This window comes from Oharaeibacter diazotrophicus (assembly GCF_004362745.1).
Classification (GTDB): Bacteria; Pseudomonadota; Alphaproteobacteria; order Rhizobiales; family Pleomorphomonadaceae; genus Oharaeibacter; species Oharaeibacter diazotrophicus.
In genome coordinates, this window is sequence record NZ_SNXY01000007.1 from 168,408 (window position 1) to 187,499 (window position 19,092).

The window sequence follows — 19,092 nt, forward strand, 5'->3', positions numbered from 1 at the left end:
CGTGCCGGACGGATCGAGAGGACCTGACGAGACGAGGACCGGACGGAAGCCGGGAGGGGCTTTCCGAGGGAGGGAGGAGGCATGTACGTCGGCATCGACCTTGGCACCTCGGGCGTCAAGGCCGTGGTGATCGACGACGACCAGCGGGTCGTCGCCGAGAAGTCGTCGCGACCGCTCGAGGTGTCGCGACCGCACCGCGGCTGGTCCGAGCAGGACCCGGACACGTGGTGGGACGCCGTCGCGGAGGCGATGGACGGCCTGAAGGCGGACGCTCCGGCGGCGCTCGCCGCGGTGCGCGGCATCGGCCTCTCCGGCCAGATGTACGGCGCGACGCTGCTCGACCGCGCCGACCGGCCGATCCGGCCAGCGATCCTGTGGAACGACACCCGCACCGCCCGCGAGTGCCGGATCCTCGAGGAGCGGGCGCCCGACGTGGTGTCGATCGCCGGGCGGCGGCCGACGCCCGGCACCACCGCCACCAAGCTGATGTGGCTGAAGGACGCCGAGCCCGACGCCTTCGACCGCGTCGAGACGGTGCTGCTGCCCAAGGACTACGTCCGGCTGAAACTCACCGGCGACAAGGCCTCGGACAAGGCCGACAGCTCGGGCACGCTGTGGATGGACGTCGCCGCGCGCGACTGGTCCGACCGTCTGCTCGCGGCGAGCGGCATGGAACGGCGGCAGATGCCGGCGCTCTACGAGGGCACCGAAGCGACCGGGCGACTCCGCCCGGCGCTCGCCGAACGCTGGGGCATGGCGGTGCCGCCGGTGGTGGCCGCCGGCGGCGGCGACAACGCCTGCGGCGCCTGCGGCACCGGCCTCGTCCGGCCCGGCGACGGCACGGTCTCGCTCGGCACCTCGGGGGTGCTGTTCGTCGCCACCGACGCGGCGCGGCCGAGCCCGGACCACGCGATCGAGACGCTGTGCCACGCGGTGCCGGACGTCTGGCACCACATGTCGGTGGTGCTGTCGGCGACGGCGTCGCTGAACTGGCTGGCCAAGCTGCTGCGCCGGCCGGCGGCGGACCTGATCCGCGCCCTCGGCCCGGCGCCGCGGCCGGCGACGGCGCTCCTGTTCCTGCCGTTCCTCGACGGCTGCTGGTCGCCGCAGGCCGACGCCGACGTGCGCGGCGCCTTCGTCGGGCTGTCGCACGGCACCGGCGAGGAGGAGATGACCGCGGCGGTGCTGCAGGGCGTGGTGTTCTCGTTCCTCGAGGCCGCCGACGCCTTCCGCGCCAACGGCCTCGGCTTCGACCGCCTGCTCGGCATCGGCGGCGGCTCGCGGTCGGATCTCTGGCTGTCGATGGTGGCGACGGCGCTGGGCGTCACCGTGGCGGTGCCGACGGCGAGCGAACTCGGCGCCGCCTTCGGGGCGGCCCGGCTCGGCCTGATCGCGGCCACCGGCGCGCCGCCGCTCGACGTGCTGACGCAGCCGGCGATCGCCCGCGAGGTGGCGCCGACCGCGGCCCACGCCGCGGGCTACCGCGCCGCCTTCGAGGCCTGGCACGCCCTCTACGCCCCGGTGCGGGCGGCTTCGGCCGCACTGGCGCGGACCTGAACCGAAGAAGACGGCCCGCACGGTGCGGGCCGACCGAAATGGGCGGAAAGCCCGGCCGGCGCGCTTGGAGCGGGTGCGCCGGACCCCTCTTCGCGTCGCTTCTTTCCCGGGAGGAAACCCAAATGGACGAGATCGAGACCAAGGGCCTGTCGCGTCGCCTGTTCCTCGGCGCCTCCGCCGCCATGCTGGCCGCGCAATACGTGTCGGTGCGCCCGGCCAAGGCGGCCGATTACAAGTTCGCCGCCGCGCTCGGCTGGACCACCTACGACAGCGGCCGCCACCTGCAGGACGGCTTCACCAACGCGGTCAAGGACCTCGGCGGGTCGCTGACCACCACCGACGCCGGCTTCGACGCCAAGAAGCAGTCGGACCAGATCGACAGCCTCGTCGCCACCAAGCCGGACGCGCTGTTCGTGACGCCGGCCGACGCCGTCGCGATCGCGCCGGCGGTGCAGCGCGCGCTCGCGGCCGGCATCCCGGTGTTCGCCGCCGACAGCATGGTGCCGGGCGTCGCCGTCAACACGACCGCGATGTCGAACAACTTCGGCATGGGCTTCTACACCGCCGACTTCATCGCCAAGCAGCTCGGCGGCAAGGGCCGGATCGCCCGCGTGCTGCTGCCGCAGAACGAGAGCTGGGACCAGCGCACGCTCGGCTGCGAATGGGCGCTGCGCCGCCACCCGGACATCAAGGTCGTCACCGACTGGGCCTTCGCGCTCGCCGGCAACGTGACGCCGCGCCAAGCGGTCGACAACATCCTGACCGCCAACCCGGATCTCGACGCGGTGTGGTGCGCCTGGGACGGCGCGGCGGTGGAGGGCACGCTCGCGGCCCGCGCCGCCGACCGGCCGAACCTGATCCTGACCGGCATCGACGGCGGCTCGCAGGCGTTCCAGTACATCGCCGGCGGCACCCAGCTGAAGCTGTCGATGGCGCAGACCTTCTACGAGATGGCCTATCTCGACGTGCTCTACGCCCACGAGCACCTCGCCGGCCGCAAGACCCCGCGCACGGTGATCACCCCGACCTACGCGGTGACGCAGGAGATGCTGGCGAACGGCATCCCCGACGACTTCGACGTGCCCGGCCGCGGCGAGGAGCTCGGCTGGAGCCGCGCGGTCTGACGTCCACGCTCGCCGGCCCGGGGGCGTCCCCGGGCCGGTCCCGTCCTTCCGCATCGAGGTGGTGGCCCATGACGGCGGCAGACCCGGTCCTCAGCGCCAGGGGAATCGCCAAGCGGTTCGGCCCGGTCCAGGCGCTCTCCGCGGTGGATTTCGAGCTCGCCCGCGGCGAGATCCACGCGCTCCTCGGCGTCAACGGCGCCGGCAAGTCGACCTTCATCAAGATCCTGTCCGGCGTCTACGCCCGCGACGACGGCGCCATCGCGGTCGACGGCGCCGAGGTGGCGCTCGGCAGCCCGCACGCGGCGATCGCCTGCGGCATCGCCACCGTCCAGCAGCATCCCGAATTGGTCGGCAACCTCTCGGGCTACGAGAACATCTTCCTCGGCCGCGAGGCGGGACGGCAGGGCCTGTTCCGCCGGGTCGACCGCGCCGCGCTGAAGCGCCGCGGCGACCGGCTGATGCAGCGCTTCCCCGTCGACGTCGACCTGTCGCGGCCGGTTTCGGCGATGTCGGCGGTCGAGCGCGAGATCGTCGCGGTGCTGCAGGCGCTGTCGCACGACGGCATCCGCGTGATGATCCTCGACGAGCCGACCTCGACGCTGACCGAGCTCGAGAAGGAACGGCTGTTCCAGCTGATGCGCGCGCTGCGCGCCAACGGCATCGCGATCATTTACATCACCCACCGCCTCGAGGAGGTGATGGAGATCGCCGACCGCTTCTCGGTGTTCCGCGGCGGCCGCCGCGTCGCGACCATGACCGCGGCCGAGGCGAAGCGGCAGAACCTCTCGCTCGGCGAACTGATGCTCGGCGAGGCGCTGACCCACGTCTACCCGCCGAAGCCTGCCGCGGTGCCGGCCGCCGCCGAACCGGTGCTCCGGGTCGACCGGCTCGCCGCGCCCGGCGCCTTCGCCGACGTCTCCTTCGACGTGCGCAAGGGCGAGATCGTCGGCGTGTTCGGGCTGGTCGGCTCCGGCCTCGACGAACTCTCCAAGGCGCTCTACGGCGCGCTGCCCGTGTCCTCCGGGGACATCGTGCTGAACGGCCGGCGGATCGCGCCGCGCTCGCCGCGCGAGGCGCTCGACGCCGGCATTTTCCTGGTGCCGGGCGACCGCCGCACCGAGGGCCTCACCATGGGGCAGGGCGCCACCTTCAACATGGTGCTCGCCAACCTCGACCGCGCCTCCGGCACCGGCGGCCTGATGCGGCGCTCGGCCAACCGTCGCGCCGCCGCCGCGCTCGCCGAACGGGTGGCGCTGTCGCCGCCGATCCTGACGACGCCGGTCTCCGGTTTCTCCGGCGGCAATCAGCAGAAGATCGTCGTCGCCAAGGGCCTCTTCGCCGCCTGCGACGTCTACGTCTTCGTCGAGCCGACCGTCGGCGTCGACATCGGCGCCCGCGCCCGCCTCTACGGCCTCGTCCGCGAACTCGCCGACGACGCCGCGGTGATCGTGATGTCGACCGACTGCGACGAGGTCCACGGCCTCGCCGACCGCAGTTTCGCGCTCTACAAGGGCCGGCAGGTCGCCCCGCCGTCCGCCGCCGTCGGCCGCAACGAGCTCCTGCTCGCCGGCATCATGGGGGAGACCCGCCAGTGACCCGCTCGTCCTCCTTCGGCCCGCTCGCGCGGACCGTGGCCTTCCTCGTGCTGGTGGCCGTCGTCGTCGCCGCCTTCGCGATCGCAGAGCCGCGCTATCTCACCAAGTCGAACCTGTCGGCGGTGACGCGCCACATGTCGGCCAACGGCCTCGCCGCCCTCGGCCTCACCTTCGTGGTGGTGGTGCGCCGCTTCGACCTGTCCTTCCCCGGCATCGCCTGTTTCGGCGCCATGACCGTCGGCTTCCTGATCGCCGCCGGGCAGCCGCTCTGGCTCGCGATCGGGGTCGGCCTCCTCGCCGGCGCCGCCATCGGTGCGGTCAACGGCTGGGCGGTCGGCTACGGCGGCCTGCCGGACATCGTGACGACGATCGCCACCGGATCGATCGCGGCCGGCCTCGCCTTCGTCTACAGCGGCGGCCGGACGATCTTCCAGAACTTCATGCTGTCGGGGATCCTCGACCTCAACGACGTCCGCATCCTCGGCATCAACCTGTCGGTCTACATCCTGCTCGCGGTGGCGGCGGCGGCCCACGTGCTGCTGCACCGCTCGCGCTTCGGTGCCGCCTTCCACGCCACCGGCGAGAACGACGTCTCGGCCTGGTTCTCCGGCATCCGTACGAAGATGGCGACGCTCGCGGCCTTCGTCATATGCGGGGTCACGGCGGTGATGGCGGTGGTGCTGCTGCTCGCCGAATCCGGTACCGCCGACACCAACGACGGCGCCGGTTTCCTGATGCCGGCCTATGCCGGCGTCTTCCTCGGCGCCGCCATCCTCGGCGGCGCGTCGATCCCGGCGACGCTGGCGGGCACGGTGCTGATCACCATCCTGCTCGACGGCTTCTCGCTGCTCGGCGTGCCCTACTACTACGGCGACGGCGTGGTCAGCACGATCCTGCTGCTCGGCGTGCTCGCCTTCGACAGCCGCCTGCGCGGTGCCGTCGAGCGTCTCGCCGGCTTCCTGGCGCCCGCGGCGCCGAGGCGGGCGCCGTGACCGCGCCGACCCGTTCCCGTCCAGCCTCGAACCCGTCCGCGCCCGAGCCCGGGCGCCGGGAGACCCCGCCCATGACCGACGTCACCCCCGCCGCGGCCGCCTCGTTCCGGCCGCCCCGCCTCGCCTTCGGCCGCTGGTGGCTGCCGATCGCGCTGGCCGCCGTGTTCGCCGCCTTCGCGCTCGCCCGGCCCGAGATGGCCGAGGCCGGCAACCTCGCCACCGTGCTGCGGTCCTTCAGCCTGATGGCGCTGATGATCCTCGGCCTGACCTGGGTGGTCGCCGCCGGCAAGATCGACGTCTCGTTCATGCAGATCGCCGCCCTCGCCAACATGACGGTGGCGACCCTGGTGGCCGGCGGCGCCGGCTGGGGCGTCGCCGCCGCGGCCGGGCTCGCGGTCGGTCTCGGCGTCGGCCTCCTCAACGGCGTCCTGGTCGCCGTCGCCGGGCTGTCGCCGCTGATCACCACCATCGCTACCGGTGGCATCTGCGGCTCGATCGCCGCGGCGCTCGGCAAGGGCACCTCGGTGCGCATCGACGATCCCGGCCCGCTCGGCGCCTTCCTCGCCGCCGGCGTCGGCCCGATCCCCGCGGTGGCGATCGCCGTGGTCGCGCTCTATGCCCTCGCGTGGTGGGTGCAGGAGCGGCTGACCTTCGGGCATTACGTCTACGCCGTCGAGCAGAACGAGGAGGCCGTGCGCGAGACCGGCATCCCGGTCGGCGCGGTGGTGACCATGCTCTACGCCGCCTCCGGCGTCTGCGCCGGCCTCGCCGGGGTGCTCCTGGTGGCGAGCCTGTCGTCGGGCCAGCCGATGATCGGCGCGTCCTACTTCATCGACGGCCTCACCGCGGTGCTGCTCGGCGCGATGATGCTGCGCATCGGCCAGCCCAACGTGATCGGCACCGCCACCGCCGCGCTGCTGCTCGCCGTGCTGGTCAGCGGCGGCGCCATGCTCGGCTGGCCGGACTGGCAGCGCGAGATCATCAAGGGCGCGATCCTGCTCGCCGGGGTGGTCTGGGCCGTGCGCCTGCGCCGCCGGGCCGCCGCCGCCATGTCGAGGGGAGGACGTCCGTCGTGAGCCGCGCCTGCACCATCGGTCTCGACGGCGGCACGGGCGGGGCCCGCGCCATGGTCGTCGCCCTCGACGGCACCGTCCTCGCCACCGTCGATTCGCCCTACGAGACCCGTTATCCGAAGCCCGGCTGGGCCGAGCAGTCGCCGGCCGACTGGTGGGCGGCCGCGGTCCGCTCGGTGCGTGCGGCGTTCGCCGCCGCCGGCGTCTCGGCCGCCGACGTCAGGGCGATCTCGGCGGACGGCACCTCGAGCACCCTGGTGGCCCTCGGCGACGACCTCGCCCCGGTGCGCCCGGCGATCCTGTGGATGGACAACCGCGCCTCGGCCGAGGCGCGCGCCATGACCGCCACCGGCGACCCGGCGCTCAGGCGCTGCCGTGCGGGCGTGTCGTCGGAATGGATGATCCCGCGCATCCTCTGGCTCGCCCGCCGCGAGCCCGAGACCTTCGGGCGGAGCCGCTGGTTCGTCGAGATGGCCGATTACCTGGCGCTGCGTCTCTCCGGCCGGCTGACGCTCGGCCACAACCAGATCACCAACCGTTGGTTCTACGACGGCCGCCGCGGCGGTTGGCCGGACGCCTTCTTCGACCGGATCGGCCTTCCCGGCATCACCGAGCGCTTCCCTGCGGAGATCCTGCCGCTCGGCACGCCGATCGGACCGCTGTCGCCGGCGGCGGCCGAGGACCTCGGGCTCTCCCCGGAGACGCTGGTGGTCGCCGGCGGTACCGACGCCTATGTCGCCATGGTCGGCCTCGACGTCTGCCGCGCCGGGCGCACCGCCTTCATCACCGGCTCGTCGCATCTGGTGCTGCCGATGGTCGACCACGACGGCGAGATCCCCGGCCTGTTCGGGCCGCATCCGGACTGCGTGGTTCCCGGGCTGTCGGTGATCGAGGGCGGGCAGGTGTCGTCCGGGTCGATCGTGCGCTGGTGGCACGACCACGTCGCCCGCCCGATGCAGCCGGAGGGCGACGCCTATGCCGCGATGATGCGGCGGGCGGCGGAGATCCCGATCGGCGCCGACGGCCTCGTCGCGCTCGATTTCTGGCAGGGCAACCGCAATCCCTACACCGACTACGACCTCACCGGCGCGATGTTCGGGCTGACGCTGAAGCACACGCCCGACCACATGCTGCGGGCGCTGCTCGAGTCGGTCGCCTTCGGCACCGAGAACATCCTGCGGACGCTGAAGGACGCCGGTTCGCCGGTGGCCTCGATGACGGTGTGCGGCGGATCGGCGCGCAGCGACGTCTGGCTGCAGATGCACGCCGACGTCGGCAACCTGCCGATCATCGTGCCGGAGGTGGCCGAGGCCACCGTCTACGGCTCGGCGATCGTCGCCGCGGTCGGCGCCGGCGCCTACGCCGACCTGCCCGAGGCCGCCGGCGCGATGGTGCGCGAGCACCGGGTCGTCGAGCCCGACGCCGGCCGCCACGCCCGCTACGCCGAGCTGTTCGAGATCTACCGCGACACCCACGACGCCCTCGCACCGCTGATGCACCGGATGGCCCGGCGCGAGAGCTGAGACCGAGCGCGCGACGTTCCGACCCGTGGTCGGAGCTTTCGCGCGCGAGAAGCGCCCGACCGGGCGCCGGCCGAAAGGCCGAAACCTCGCAAGGTCCCGACGGGTCGGAACTATGCGAGGCAGGTACGAGACGCACTCCCACCACCCCCGCGCGGGCCCTCTCCACCCGCGCGTCGCCGCGGCGCCTCCCCCTCCCGGCGCCGCGGCCCCCATTGTCAGGAAAGGACGAGGACGATGTCCCACATAGGCGATCTGGTAGCCGAGATGCTGGCGCAATACGGCGTCGAGCTGGTGTTCGGCATGCCGGGCGGACAGACGACGGCGCTGCACGACGGCATCTCGCGTCGGACGGACCGGATCCGGCACGTCTTGATGCGCGACGAGCGCAACGCCGCCTACGCCGCCGACGCCTACGCCCGGCTGACCGGCAAGCCGGGCGTGGTCGACGTCACGGTCGGCCCCGGCGCCAACCTGTTGCCGGCCGGCTTCCTCGAGGCGCTCAACGCCTCGATCCCGATGATCGGCATCGTCGGCGAGCTGCCGCTCGACTGGCTGTCTCTGAAGGACAAGGGCATCGCCTCCCAGGGCTTCGACCAGCTCGCCTTCTTCAAGTCCTTCTCCAAGGACGCCTGGCTGGTGCCCTCGGCCTCGGCGCTGCCGGACCTGATCCGCACCGCCTTCCGCGTCGCCACCTCGCCGCGCCCGGGCCCGGTGGCGCTGATCATCCCGCACGACATCTTCGACGCCGAGTGGGACGAGGCGACGGTCAAGGTCGCCGTAGACGCTCGCGCCTCGAAGGCGCCGTTCGTGCGCTCGGCCCCGACGGCGGCGGGGCTCGCCGACGCGCTCGCCCTGATCCGGCGGGCCGAGCGGCCGGCGGTGGTCTACGGCGGCGGCGTCCACGGCGCCTCGGCCTGGGCCGAGGCCGGCGCCTTCGCCGACAAGCTGCAGGGCCTCGTGGTGACTTCGCTGACCGGCCGCGGCGCGGTGCCCGAGACGCTGCCCTACGCCGCCGGCACGCTCAACCCGCTCGGCTCCTACGCCGCGATCGAACTGATCAAGGAGGCCGACCTCGTGATCTGGTGCGGCTCCAAGGCCAGCCAGAACACCGCGATGAACTGGACGCTGCCGCTGCCGGAGCAGGCGACCATCACCATCGACGCCGACCCGGCCGAGCACGGCCGCACCTTCCGCCCGACGGTGTCGCTGTATTCCGACGTGCGCGAGGCGCTCGCCCTGCTTTCCGCCGGGCTGACCCGGCAGTCGCATCCGGCGTGGCTGGAGCGGATCGCCGCGGTCAAGGCCGAGGGCGAGGCGCAGAAGGCCGAGGAGATCGCGATCGACCGGATCCCGATCAACCCGCCGCGGGCGATGGCGGAACTGGCCAAGCGGCTGACGGCGGACGACGTGGTCGTTTCCGACGCGTCCTTCTCGGCGGGCTGGATCGCCAACTTCCTGCCCGCGACCAAGGCCGGCCGCGGCTTCCTCTACGCCCGCGGCCAGGGCGGGCTCGGCTATTCGACGCCGGCGGCGATCGGTGCGGCGGCGACCCGTCCGGAGGCGCGGATCGTGACGGTGGCCGGCGACGGCGGCTTCTCCTACACGATCGGCGAACTGGCGACGCAGCTGCAGCAGAACCAGCGCGTGGTCAACGTGGTGCTGAACAACGGCCGGCTCGGCTGGATCCAATTGTGGCAGGAGATCTTCTTCAAGAACGTGCAGTCGGCGATGCTGGAGAGCCAGAGCTGCCACCCGAACTTCGCGGCGGCGGCGGCGGGCCTCGGCTTGCTCGGGATCTACGTCGACAAGCCCGACGACATCGGCCCGGCGCTCGATCGCGCCTTCGCCCACGACGGCCCGTCGGTGGTGGAGATCCGCATCGACGACCTCGCCACCCCGATCCATAGCTTCAAGCGCCGCATGCGCGAAGGCGCCGACAAGCCGCGGCCGCGGCCCGGCACCGTCTACAAGCTCCGCGACTGGAAGGTCTCCGCGGATCTCCCCGAGAAGAACTGAGCGGGGCGGAAGACGTCCCGACTCGCGAAAGGCACGGGACCACGACGACTTCGCCGCCGGGAGCAATCCCGGCGGCGAAGTCGCTTCCGGGGGACCGGTTCAGGCCGTGCGCCGGCTCATCAATGCGATCTGGCAATAGCCGCCGTGGCGGGGCTCGACGCCGGCACGGACCCAGTCGCCCGAGAGCGCGACGGCGCGGACCGCCTCGGGGAGGTCGGTGCGCGGGGTGACGTGGAACAGGGTCAGCCAACGGCGGAGCGCCGTCCCGGCGAAGGCCGGCAGGCCGGCGGCGTCGCCGAAGTCGACCACGCCGAGCCGGCCGCCGGGCGCGACCAGGGCGGCGGCGCGGGACAAGGCCGCGCGCCAGTCCGGGATCATCGAGAGCGCATAGGAGACGTAGACGCGGTCGAAGCTCGCCCGGCCGAAGGCCGCCACGGGATCGAAGGCGGTGGCGTCGCCCTCGGCGAGAGCGATCCGGTGGCCGAGACCGGCGTAGGCGACGGAGCGCCGGGCTGTCGCCAGCATCTGCCTGGAGATGTCGAAGCCGTGCAGCCGCGCGTCCGGATGGCGGCGGGCGAGCGCGATCAGGTTGCGCCCGGTGCCGCAGGCGACCTCGAGCACGCTGCCGCCCGCCGGCACCTCCAGGGCCGCGATCATCGGATCGCGGCCGAGCAGGTAGGGCTTGCGGGTGACGTCGTAGACGTGCCGGGTCGCCCGGTACATCCGGTCCATGGCGTCCGCGTGGGCGCGGGCGTCGGGTGCCCCGGCCATCACGCGGCGTCCGCGTGGACGTAGAGGTGGAAGCCGCCGTAGATCGACGAGCGGTCGCGGCGGCCGAGCGCCTCGGAGCGCTCCGCGTCGTAGGTCCAGCGCGCCTCGATCTCCGGCGGCAGGATGCCGGCGACGGCGCTCTCGGGGCCGGCGGTGCGGAAGATCACCCGGGCGCCCGGGCGGGCGGTGCGGGTGATCTCGGTCCAGAGCGCGCGCTTCTGGTCGTCGGTCATCCAGTCCTGGGCGTCGAGCAGCACGTAGCCGTCGAGCGAGGCGGCGGGTTCGCCGGCGAGGTGGTCGGTCATCGAGCGGTGCAGCACCTCGACGCGGCCGGCGTTGGCGCGCACGGTGTCGTAGGCGTCGCGGCGGAGATACGGCGGGACCGCGACGCGGCGGCCGCGGTCGTAGGAGCGGCCGAAGGCCTGCCAGGCGAAATAGTTGTCCTCCATCGGGAAGTCGCAGGCGAGCCGCTCGAGGCGCGCGCGCAGCAGCCCGGCGACGTCGCCGCCCGCGGAGGCGGAGAGATAGGCGTATTGCGCCGGCGGGATGCCGAGGCCGTAGAGCGACACCGGCATCCGGCAGGCCCAGCGGACGAGGCGGGTGTCGAACACCGGCGCCAGCGTCTCCTCGAACAGGCGGCGCTGCTCCTCGAGGCTGGCGGCGGTCAGCATCCGGCTCGGGTTCTTGCCGTAGGCGCGGGCGATCAGGTGCACCGTGCCGATGAAGCGGCCGAGCAGGCCGTAGCGGTAGACGTTGCGCGCGAACAGGTTGATGCGCCGGCCGCCGAGCAGCTTGCGGCTCTCCCAGTAGGCGCGGGACTCGGCGTCGAGATGGTCGCGGACATAGGCGTCGTAGAGGTGAGTGTTGGCCTTCTCGTCGGCGTGGCCGAAGAAGTGGAAGAAGGCCTCGAAGCCCGGCAGGCGCTCGACCGCGGCGAGCTTCAGCCGCACCAGCGCGACGTGGGCGGGGTTGAGGTCGACCGCGGTGATCCGCTCCGGGTCCGCGAGCAGGTAGCTCATGACGTTGCAGCCGCCGGAGGCGATCGTGACCAGCCGCTTGCCGGGGCCGGGCTGGAGCGCCTCGACGTCGACGGCGGGATCCTCCCAGATCTGCGGATAGACGAGCCCGGAGAAGGCGAGGGTGAACAGCCGCTCCAGCACGCCGCGCTTGGAGGCGAGCGAACTCGCGTGGACCGCGTCCTTCAGGATCTGGTTCTTGCTCATGCCCCACGGGTCTCCGTCGCGGTCGCCGTGCCGGACCGGCCCGGTGCGGCGCGCGCATTCCGGCGCTTCAACCACGTTTCTGCGAAGGTTCGGCGACGGCGCGTAGGTAGCGGCGCCCGGATCCGTTGTCGCGGATCAAAATTTACGTGCGTAAACATAAATCATTGACCGCGACCAGATCCCGACCCTAAACTCTGCCCTGAAACGAGCGTCGAAACGGACGCCGACGGGAGGAGACGGACACCATGGCGATCGATCTCACGGGCAAGGTGGCGCTCGTCACCGGCGCGAGCTCGGGCATCGGCCGGGCACTGGCGCACACGCTGGCGGACGCCGGCTGCCGGCTGGTGCTGGTCGGCCGGGACGAGGCCCGGCTCGGCGCCGTCGCGGCCGCCTGCGGCGGCGATGCGCTGGCGCTCTCCGCCGACCTGACCGAGGCCGGCGCGGTCGAGCGCGTGGTCGACGCCGCGCTGGCCCGCTTCGGGGCGATCGATCTGCTGCTCGCCAACGCCGGTCTCTACATCCCCGGCGACGTCGCCGACGGCGACCCCGACGCCTGGGACCGGCTGCTCGACGTCAACGTCGCCAGCGTGTTCCGCCTCGTGCGCCGCGTGCTGCCGGGCATGATCGCGCGCGGCGACGGCCACGTGGTGGTGACCTCCTCGATCTCCGGCCATCAGGCGATCCACTGGGAGCCGGTCTATTCGGCCTCCAAGCACGCGATCCAGTCCTTCGTGCACGGCCTGCGCCGGCAAGTGGCGCGCCACGGCATCCGCGTCGGCGAGGTCGCGCCGGGCGTGGTGCTCAACGAGCTGTGGGGCTACCACGACGCCGCCGCGATCGAGGCCAAGGTGGCCGAGCGCGCCGGCCTGCGCTCCGAGGACGTCGCCGAGGCGGTGCTGTTCATGCTGACGCGGCCGGCCAACGTCACCATCCGCGACCTCGTCATCCTGCCGCAGAACCAGGACATCTGAGCCATGCGACCCTACGACGTCGTCATCGTCGGGGCGGGGCCGGCGGGCTGCGTCCTCGCCAACCGCCTGAGCGCCGACCCGGCGCGCCGCGTCGCCCTGGTCGAATCCGGCCCCGACCGCAACGCCCGCCGGGCGATCGTGCGGATTCCGCTCGCCATGGTGACCTTCATGGCGCCGGCGCTCGCCTTCCTCGGCGGCCCGCGCTTCATGTCGTGGTTCGAGACCGAACCGGAGCCGGGCCTGCAGGGCCGGGTGATCGCCCTGCCGCGCGGACGCGGCACCGGCGGCTCGACCAACGTCAACGGCCAGATCTACGTCCGCGGCCAACGCGAGGACTTCGACCACTGGCGCGACCTCGGCAATCCCGGCTGGGGCTACGACGACCTGCTGCCCTATTTCCGCAAGCTCGAGCGCTTCGAGTTGCTGACCGACCCGCAGGCGAACCGGCACGTCCGCCTCGGCGGCCGGCCGGTCGCCGATCAGGTCGACCCGCGCTTCCACGGCACCGACGGCCCGCTGGCGGTGGCGCCGCTCCGCAGCGTCAACCCGATGACCGAGGTCTTCCTCGAGGCGGCGCGGCAGGCCGGCCTGCCGCTCAACCCGGACTTCAACGGCGCACGGCAGGCGGGGGTCGGCACCTACACCTTCACCCAGAGGGGCGGCGAGCGCGTCACCGCCGAGGGCGCCTACGTCGATCCGGTCCGCGGCCGGCCCAACCTCGACGTGATCGCCGACGTCCACGTCACGCGGATCCTGATGGACGGCCGCCGCGCGGTCGGTGTCGCCGGACGCGGCCCGGACGGGCCGCGCGAGATCCGCGCCCGCGAGGTGATCCTGTCGGCCGGCTCCTTCGTGTCGCCGCATCTCCTGATGCTCTCGGGCATCGGCGACGCCGACGACCTCGCCCGCCACGGCATCCCCGTGGTGCACCACCTGCCCGGCGTCGGCGGCAATCTCCAGGACCATCTCGACGTCACGGTCGAGTACAAGGCGAAGTCGATCGCGCCCTACGGCATCTCGTGGAAGGCGCTGCCGCGCAACGTGCTGCACGTCGCGAACTGGCTCTTGCGCAAGCGCGGCCTGTTCTCCTCGACCACCGGCGAGGGCGGCGCCTTCGTTTCGACGGTGCCGGGGGTGGAGCGGCCCGACGTCCAGCTGTTCTTCTGCACGGGCGTCGCCAACACCCAGAACGCCCGCGGCTTCACCGGCCACGGCTTCCTGATGCACGTCTGCCAGTTGCGCCCCGGCAGCATCGGCCGGCTCCGGATGAAGAGCGCGGACCCGGAGGTCAAGCCGTCGATCCTCTACAACTTCTTCCGCGGCGACAGCACCATGGACGCGCTGCGCGAGGGCGTGCGGATCGCCCGGCGGATCGTGGCCCAGCCGGCCTTCGCGCCGCATCTCGACCGCGAGGTCGATCCGGGGCCGGAGGTCGAGAGCGACGGGGCGATTGAGGCCTTCGTCCGTCAGCGCGTCGGCACGCTGTTCCACCCCGTCGGCACCTGCGCCATGGGGCGCGGGCCGGAGGCGGTGGTCGATCCGGCGGACCTGCGCGTCCACGGCGTCGACGGTCTCCGGGTGGTCGACGCCTCGATCATGCCGGCGATCGTCTCGGGCAACACGGTGGCCGCCACCTACTGCCTCGCCGAGAAGGCGGCCGACCTGATCCTCGCCGACGAGGCGGCGCGCGGCGGCGCGGGGCTGGCCGCGGCTTGAAAGGCCAACGGGGGCCGCGCGGGCGGCCCCCGACCGATGTCGTCGAAGTTCGGCGACCGACCTGCGTCAGGCGCCGGCGAAATACTGCACCTTCATGGTCCCGCCCGCGCCCTTGCCGCCGGACATGAAGCCGGCGATCTCCGCGAGCGGCAGGCGGTGCGACACGAGGCGGCTCATGGTGACCGCCTCGCGGCGGAGCACCGCGAGCGCCTCTGGGATGTTGCGGTTGAGCGAGTGCGAGCCGACGAGGCGGAGTTCGCGGCGGAACACCTCGAAGGGCGACACGGCGATCCGCGCGTCCGGCGGGCAGACGCCGAAGAACAGCACGGTGCCGCCGTCGGCGGTGTAGTCCGCCATGCGGCCGGCGACGGCGGGCACGCCGGTCGCGTCGGTGACGAGGTCGTAGCGGTGGCGGTTGGCGGCGGAGACCTCGGGTTCGGCCTCGACGGGCCTGAGGCCGAGGCTCTCGACGAAGGCGAGGCGGCCGGCGTCGCGCTCGCAGACGGCGACCTCGGCGACCCCGGCGTCGCGCAGCGCCAGCGCCATCAGCAGCCCGATCGGGCCGGCGCCGAACACCAGCGCGCTCTCGGCGCGGGCGGCGTCGGCGGCGGCGACGCCGTTGAGCACGCAACCGAGCGGCTCGGCGAGGGCCGAGAGGTCGAAGGGCATGTCGCCGGCCGGCACGGCGCGGGCGGCGTCGACCGCGACATACTCCTCGAAGCCGCCGTCGCAGCTGACGCCGTAGGCGCCGAGCTTTTCGCAGAGGTTGATCCGGCCGCGTCGGCAGGCCCGGCAGGTGCCGCAGGCAAGGTTGGGGTCGATCACCACGTGGTCGCCGAGGGCGAGGCCGGCGACGCCGTCGCCGAGGGCGACGACGGTGCCGGAGAACTCGTGGCCCGGCACCAGCGGATAGGCGCCGGCGCCGTAGCGGCCGTTCAGCACGTCGATGTCGGTGTGGCAGATGCCCGACGCCCGAACCTCGACGAGGATCCGGCCGGGGGCGGCGAAGGGCATCGGCAGGTCGGCGAGGGCGACGACGCCGCGGGCGGGGAACTGGATCGCTTGCATCGGATGGGTCGTTCCGGTCGGGTCAGAAACTGCCGTCGAGATAGCGCCGCAGCGTCTCGGCGGTGCCGTCGCGCCAGAGCGCGGCGAGGGTGGCGGCGAAGCGGTCGCGGAAGGCGGGGGCGTCGGCGACCGCGCCGAAGATGTCGCGCATGGCGAGGAAGGCGGCGGGATCGTCGCGGGCGGCGAGGGCGGCGGCCTGCAACCGGTCCCAGGCCGGATCGTTCGGTGCGGTGACGGCGCCGCTGTCGGTGGTGCCGGCGCAGTAGCGGCACCACAGCGCCGACACCATCGGCAGGCCCTTCAGCGGGGCGCCGGCGGCGAGGCGGTCGGCGATGGTCGGCAGGATGAACTTCGGCTGCCGGTTGGAGCCGTCGAGGCAGAGCCGGCGGATGGTGTCGCCGATCTTCGGGTTGGCGAAGCGCCGCTCGATCAGGCCGAGATAGTCGGAAAGGTCGGTGTCCGGCACCGGCGGCACGGTCGGGACGATCTCCTCGCGCTCCAGCTTGGCGAGGAAGCCGGCGACCAGCGGATGCTCCATCGCCTCGTGGACGAAGTGGATGTCCATCAGCGCCGCCGGATAGGCGATCGCCGCGTGGCCGCCGTTGAGGATGCGGATCTTCATCAGCTCGAAGGGCGAGACGTCGTCGACGAACTGGACGCCGACGGTCTCGAAGGCGGGCCGTCCGAGCGGGAAACGGTCCTCGACCACCCACTGCCGGAAGTCCTCGCAGAACACCGGCCAGGCGTCGTCGATGCCGAACAGCTCGGCGGTGAGGTCGATCTCGCGCTTGCCGGTCGCCGGGGTGATGCGGTCGACCATGGCGTTCGGGCAGGCGACCTCGGTGGCGACCCAGTCGGCGAAGGCGGGGTCGGAGAGGGTGGCGAGGCCGGTGAGGGTCGAGAGCGTGACCTTGCCGTTGTGGGGGATGTTGTCGCAGCACATCACGGTGAACGGCGCCAGCCCGGCCGCCCGGCGCGCCCGGAGACCGGCGAGGATCAGCCCGAACACCGTGCGCGGGGCGTCCGGATGGGCGGCGTCGTGGACGATGTCCGGATGGGTCGGATCGAAGCGGCCGGTGGCGGGGTCGATGAAGTAGCCGCCCTCGGTGATCGTCGTCGAGACGATGCGGGTCGCCGGGTCGGCGAGCCGGGCGACGATGGCGGCGACGTCGCCGGGCGTCTCGTAGCCGACCATCGCGCCGGTGACGCGGGCGGCCGACACCTCGGCCGACTGCTCGACGACCGTGGACAGGAAGTCCTGGCCGGCGAGCTTGTCGCGGAGCGCGTGGTCCGACGGCAGCACGCCGGCGCCGACGATGGCGAAGTCGCGGTCGCGGCCGGCCTCGAACAGCTCGTCGAGATAGACCGCCATGTGGGCCCGGTGGAAGTTGCCGACGCCGAAGTGGACGATGCCGGGCGAGAGGTCCGCCCGGGCATAGGTCGGCACGCGCGCCCGCGCGCCGATCGCGGGGAGATTGGCGAGCGAGAGCTTGGTCGTCATCGTCGTGTTCCGCGTTGGTCGAAGGGGTGGCCGGACGGCTCAGCTCATCCAGTTGCCGCCGTCGACGTTGTAGGTCTGGGCGACGATGTAGTCGGCTTCCTTCGTCGCCAGGAAGATCGCCATGCCGACGAGGTCGTCGGCGGTGCCCATGCGGCCGAACGGCACGGATTCGCCGACGAGGCGGCGCTTCTCGCCCTTCGGCCGGTTCTCCCACTTGGCGAAGTGGGCGTCGACCTCGTCCCAGTGCTCGCCGTCGACGACGCCGGGGGCGATGGCGTTGACGTTGATGCCGTGCTTGATCAGCGCGAGGCCGGCCGACTGGGTCGCCGAGATCATCGCCGCCTTGGTGGCGCAGTAGACCAGCACCAGCGCCTCGCCGCGGCGGCCCGCCTGGCTCGCCATGTTGACGATCTTGCCGCCGCGACCGCGGGCGATCATGGCGTTGGCGACGGCCTTCATCATGAAGACCGGGCCCTTGAGGTTGATGTCGAACAGGCGGTCGAACGAGGCCTCGGTGACGTCGGTCACCGGCGCCATGTCGAAGACGGCGGCGTTGTTGACGAGGATGTCGATGCCGCCGGTGCGGGCGTCGACGTCGGCGACGACGCGTTCGATCTCCGCGACGTCGGTGACGTTCAGCTTCACCGCCGAACAGGCCGGCCCGAGTTCCTCGGCGGTCTTCTCGGCACGGGCGATGTCGATGTCGGCGATCACCACCTTGGCGCCCTCGCGGATGTAGGCAGCGGCGAAATGGCGGCCGATGCCGCGGGCGGCGCCGGTGATCAGGGCGGTCTTGTTCTCGAGACGCATCGTGGACGGGTCCTGGACGGGGGAGGAGAGGGTCAGCCGAGATCGGCGAGGACGTGCGGCTGCAGCGGCGGCACGGTCAGGCCGTCGGCGTCGAACAGGTGGCAGTCGGCCGGCTTGAAGGCGATCGCGACCCGTTCGTGAACGCGGACGCGGCTGTCGCCATCGGTCTCGACGATCATCAGGTCGGGGCCGCCGACCTGGACGTAGAGATAGGTCTGGCCGCCGAGGCGCTCGACCACCATGACCTCGCCGGTGAGCGGACCGTCCGCGGCGGCGGCGGTGTGCTCCGGGCGGATGCCGAGGGTGAGCTTGGCGCCGGGTTTCAGCTTCGAGCCGTCGACCGGAACGTCGACCGTCGCGCCCGAGCCGAGCTTCACGGTGGCGCCGGCGGCGGAGGCGGCGACCAGCTCGACCGGCAGGAAGTTCATGGTCGGCGAGCCGATGAAGCCGGCGACGAAGCGGTTGACCGGGCGGTGGTAGAGCGTCAGCGGCGAGCCGACCTGCTCGACGCGGCCGTCGCGCAGCACGACGATCTTGTCGGCGAGCGTCATCGCCTCGACCTGGTCGTGGGTCACGTAGATCATGGTGACGCCGAGGCGGTCGTGCAGGCGGGCGAGCTCGATGCGCATCTGCACGCGCAGCGCCGCGTCGAGGTTCGACAGCGGTTCGTCGAACAGGAAGACGCGCGGCTGGCGCACCATGGCGCGGCCGATGGCGACGCGCTGGCGCTGGCCGCCGGAGAGCTGGCGCGGCTTGCGGTCGAGCAGCTTGTCGAGCTGCAGCAGCCGGGCGACCGCGTTCACCTTGTCGTCGCGCTCGGCCTTGGGAACGCCGGCGAGCTTCAGGGCGAAGCCCATGTTCTCGGCCACCGTCATGTGCGGATAGAGCGCGTAGGTCTGGAAGACCATGGCGAGGCCGCGGGCGTCGGGCGGCACGTCGTTGACGCGCTCGCCGTCGATGGTCAGGTCGCCGCCGGAGATCTCCTCGAGACCGGCGATCAGGCGCAACAGCGTGGACTTGCCGCAGCCCGACGGGCCGACGAACACCACGAACTCCTTGTCGGCGATGTCGAGGTCGACGCCCTTGATGACGTCGACGGCGCCGAAGGACTTGACGATCTTCTCGAGTTTCAGGCGTGCCATGGGGCGC

The 19,092-nt window shown here is 72.5% G+C and carries 15 protein-coding genes; 9 read left to right on the top strand and 6 right to left on the bottom strand.

Features of this window, described 5'->3' with window-relative positions:
• Positions 1-81: 81 nt before the first annotated feature.
• From xylB to EDD54_RS09325, 7 genes are all read left to right on the top strand, one after another.
• Positions 82-1,557 carry a xylulokinase gene (xylB, locus tag EDD54_RS09295; protein ID WP_126540907.1) on the top strand — a complete coding sequence of 492 codons (1,476 nt, stop codon included), beginning with the start codon at positions 82-84 and terminating at the stop codon, positions 1,555-1,557.
• A 122-nt stretch (positions 1,558-1,679) separates the two neighbouring features.
• Complete coding sequence (locus tag EDD54_RS09300) at positions 1,680-2,681, top strand: sugar ABC transporter substrate-binding protein (RefSeq protein ID WP_126540908.1); 1,002 nt, start codon at positions 1,680-1,682, stop codon at positions 2,679-2,681.
• 68 nt (positions 2,682-2,749) lie between these two features.
• Positions 2,750-4,276 carry a sugar ABC transporter ATP-binding protein gene (locus EDD54_RS09305; RefSeq protein WP_126540909.1) on the top strand — a complete coding sequence of 509 codons (1,527 nt, stop codon included), beginning with the start codon at positions 2,750-2,752 and terminating at the stop codon, positions 4,274-4,276.
• Complete coding sequence (locus tag EDD54_RS09310) at positions 4,273-5,268, top strand: ABC transporter permease (protein ID WP_126540910.1); 996 nt, start codon at positions 4,273-4,275, stop codon at positions 5,266-5,268. Before EDD54_RS09305 ends, EDD54_RS09310 begins: the two co-directional genes overlap by 4 nt.
• Positions 5,269-5,339: 71 nt before the next feature.
• Positions 5,340-6,344 carry an ABC transporter permease gene (locus tag EDD54_RS09315; RefSeq protein ID WP_126540911.1) on the top strand — a complete coding sequence of 335 codons (1,005 nt, stop codon included), beginning with the start codon at positions 5,340-5,342 and terminating at the stop codon, positions 6,342-6,344.
• The gene (locus EDD54_RS09320) at positions 6,341-7,864 is read left to right on the top strand and encodes an FGGY-family carbohydrate kinase (protein WP_126540912.1); all 1,524 of its coding nucleotides are present in this window, start codon (positions 6,341-6,343) and stop codon (positions 7,862-7,864) included. Before EDD54_RS09315 ends, EDD54_RS09320 begins: the two co-directional genes overlap by 4 nt.
• 234 nt (positions 7,865-8,098) lie before the next feature.
• Entirely contained in the window at positions 8,099-9,880 is a 1,782-nt protein-coding gene (locus EDD54_RS09325) for a thiamine pyrophosphate-binding protein (RefSeq protein WP_126540913.1), read from the top strand.
• A gap of 99 nt (positions 9,881-9,979) precedes the next feature.
• On the opposite strand, the gene EDD54_RS09330 is transcribed toward EDD54_RS09325, so the two are convergent.
• Positions 9,980-10,651, bottom strand: coding sequence for a class I SAM-dependent methyltransferase (locus EDD54_RS09330; RefSeq protein ID WP_245515713.1), 672 nt, complete (start codon positions 10,649-10,651; stop codon positions 9,980-9,982).
• Positions 10,651-11,874: a BtaA family protein gene (locus EDD54_RS09335; protein ID WP_126540914.1), complete on the bottom strand. Its 1,224-nt coding sequence runs from the start codon at positions 11,872-11,874 to the stop codon at positions 10,651-10,653. The genes EDD54_RS09330 and EDD54_RS09335 overlap by 1 nt, the downstream gene beginning before the upstream one ends.
• A gap of 245 nt (positions 11,875-12,119) precedes the next feature.
• On the opposite strand from EDD54_RS09335, the gene EDD54_RS09340 reads away from it, so the two are divergent.
• Together EDD54_RS09340 and EDD54_RS09345 are read left to right on the top strand one after the other, a co-directional pair.
• Positions 12,120-12,848: an SDR family oxidoreductase gene (locus EDD54_RS09340; RefSeq protein WP_126540915.1), complete on the top strand. Its 729-nt coding sequence runs from the start codon at positions 12,120-12,122 to the stop codon at positions 12,846-12,848.
• A gap of 3 nt (positions 12,849-12,851) precedes the next feature.
• Positions 12,852-14,564, top strand: coding sequence for a GMC family oxidoreductase (locus tag EDD54_RS09345; RefSeq protein ID WP_126540916.1), 1,713 nt, complete (start codon positions 12,852-12,854; stop codon positions 14,562-14,564).
• Positions 14,565-14,630: 66 nt separating this feature from the next.
• Here EDD54_RS09345 and EDD54_RS09350 read toward each other — a convergent pair whose 3' ends face one another.
• Genes EDD54_RS09350 through EDD54_RS09365 form a run of 4 tightly spaced genes read right to left on the bottom strand, consistent with a single transcriptional unit; the run spans position 14,631 to position 19,085 of the window.
• Entirely contained in the window at positions 14,631-15,632 is a 1,002-nt protein-coding gene (locus tag EDD54_RS09350) for an alcohol dehydrogenase catalytic domain-containing protein (RefSeq protein ID WP_126540917.1), read from the bottom strand.
• A gap of 22 nt (positions 15,633-15,654) precedes the next feature.
• A complete protein-coding gene (locus EDD54_RS09355; protein ID WP_126540918.1) occupies positions 15,655-17,133 on the bottom strand; it encodes a mannitol dehydrogenase family protein in 1,479 nt (492 codons plus the stop codon).
• 39 nt (positions 17,134-17,172) lie between these two features.
• Positions 17,173-17,943, bottom strand: a complete 771-nt coding sequence (locus tag EDD54_RS09360) for an L-iditol 2-dehydrogenase (RefSeq protein ID WP_126540919.1) — start codon at positions 17,941-17,943, stop codon at positions 17,173-17,175.
• 32 nt (positions 17,944-17,975) lie between these two features.
• A complete protein-coding gene (locus EDD54_RS09365; protein ID WP_126540920.1) occupies positions 17,976-19,085 on the bottom strand; it encodes an ABC transporter ATP-binding protein in 1,110 nt (369 codons plus the stop codon).
• Between the last annotated feature and the right edge of the window lie 7 nt (positions 19,086-19,092).

Excerpts from the sequence above, each read along its gene's own strand:
- xylB (WP_126540907.1), top strand. The coding sequence starts at position 82 with ATGTACGTCGGCATCGACCTTGGCACCTCGGGCGTCAAGGCCGTGGTG.
- EDD54_RS09300 (WP_126540908.1), top strand. The coding sequence starts at position 1,680 with ATGGACGAGATCGAGACCAAGGGCCTGTCGCGTCGCCTGTTCCTCGGC.
- EDD54_RS09305 (WP_126540909.1), top strand. The coding sequence starts at position 2,750 with ATGACGGCGGCAGACCCGGTCCTCAGCGCCAGGGGAATCGCCAAGCGG.
- EDD54_RS09315 (WP_126540911.1), top strand. The coding sequence starts at position 5,340 with ATGACCGACGTCACCCCCGCCGCGGCCGCCTCGTTCCGGCCGCCCCGC.
- EDD54_RS09325 (WP_126540913.1), top strand. The coding sequence starts at position 8,099 with ATGTCCCACATAGGCGATCTGGTAGCCGAGATGCTGGCGCAATACGGC.
- EDD54_RS09330 (WP_245515713.1), bottom strand. The coding sequence starts at position 10,651 with ATGGCCGGGGCACCCGACGCCCGCGCCCACGCGGACGCCATGGACCGG.
- EDD54_RS09335 (WP_126540914.1), bottom strand. The coding sequence starts at position 11,874 with ATGAGCAAGAACCAGATCCTGAAGGACGCGGTCCACGCGAGTTCGCTC.
- EDD54_RS09340 (WP_126540915.1), top strand. The coding sequence starts at position 12,120 with ATGGCGATCGATCTCACGGGCAAGGTGGCGCTCGTCACCGGCGCGAGC.
- EDD54_RS09345 (WP_126540916.1), top strand. The coding sequence starts at position 12,852 with ATGCGACCCTACGACGTCGTCATCGTCGGGGCGGGGCCGGCGGGCTGC.
- EDD54_RS09350 (WP_126540917.1), bottom strand. The coding sequence starts at position 15,632 with ATGCAAGCGATCCAGTTCCCCGCCCGCGGCGTCGTCGCCCTCGCCGAC.
- EDD54_RS09355 (WP_126540918.1), bottom strand. The coding sequence starts at position 17,133 with ATGACGACCAAGCTCTCGCTCGCCAATCTCCCCGCGATCGGCGCGCGG.
- EDD54_RS09360 (WP_126540919.1), bottom strand. The coding sequence starts at position 17,943 with ATGCGTCTCGAGAACAAGACCGCCCTGATCACCGGCGCCGCCCGCGGC.
- EDD54_RS09365 (WP_126540920.1), bottom strand. The coding sequence starts at position 19,085 with ATGGCACGCCTGAAACTCGAGAAGATCGTCAAGTCCTTCGGCGCCGTC.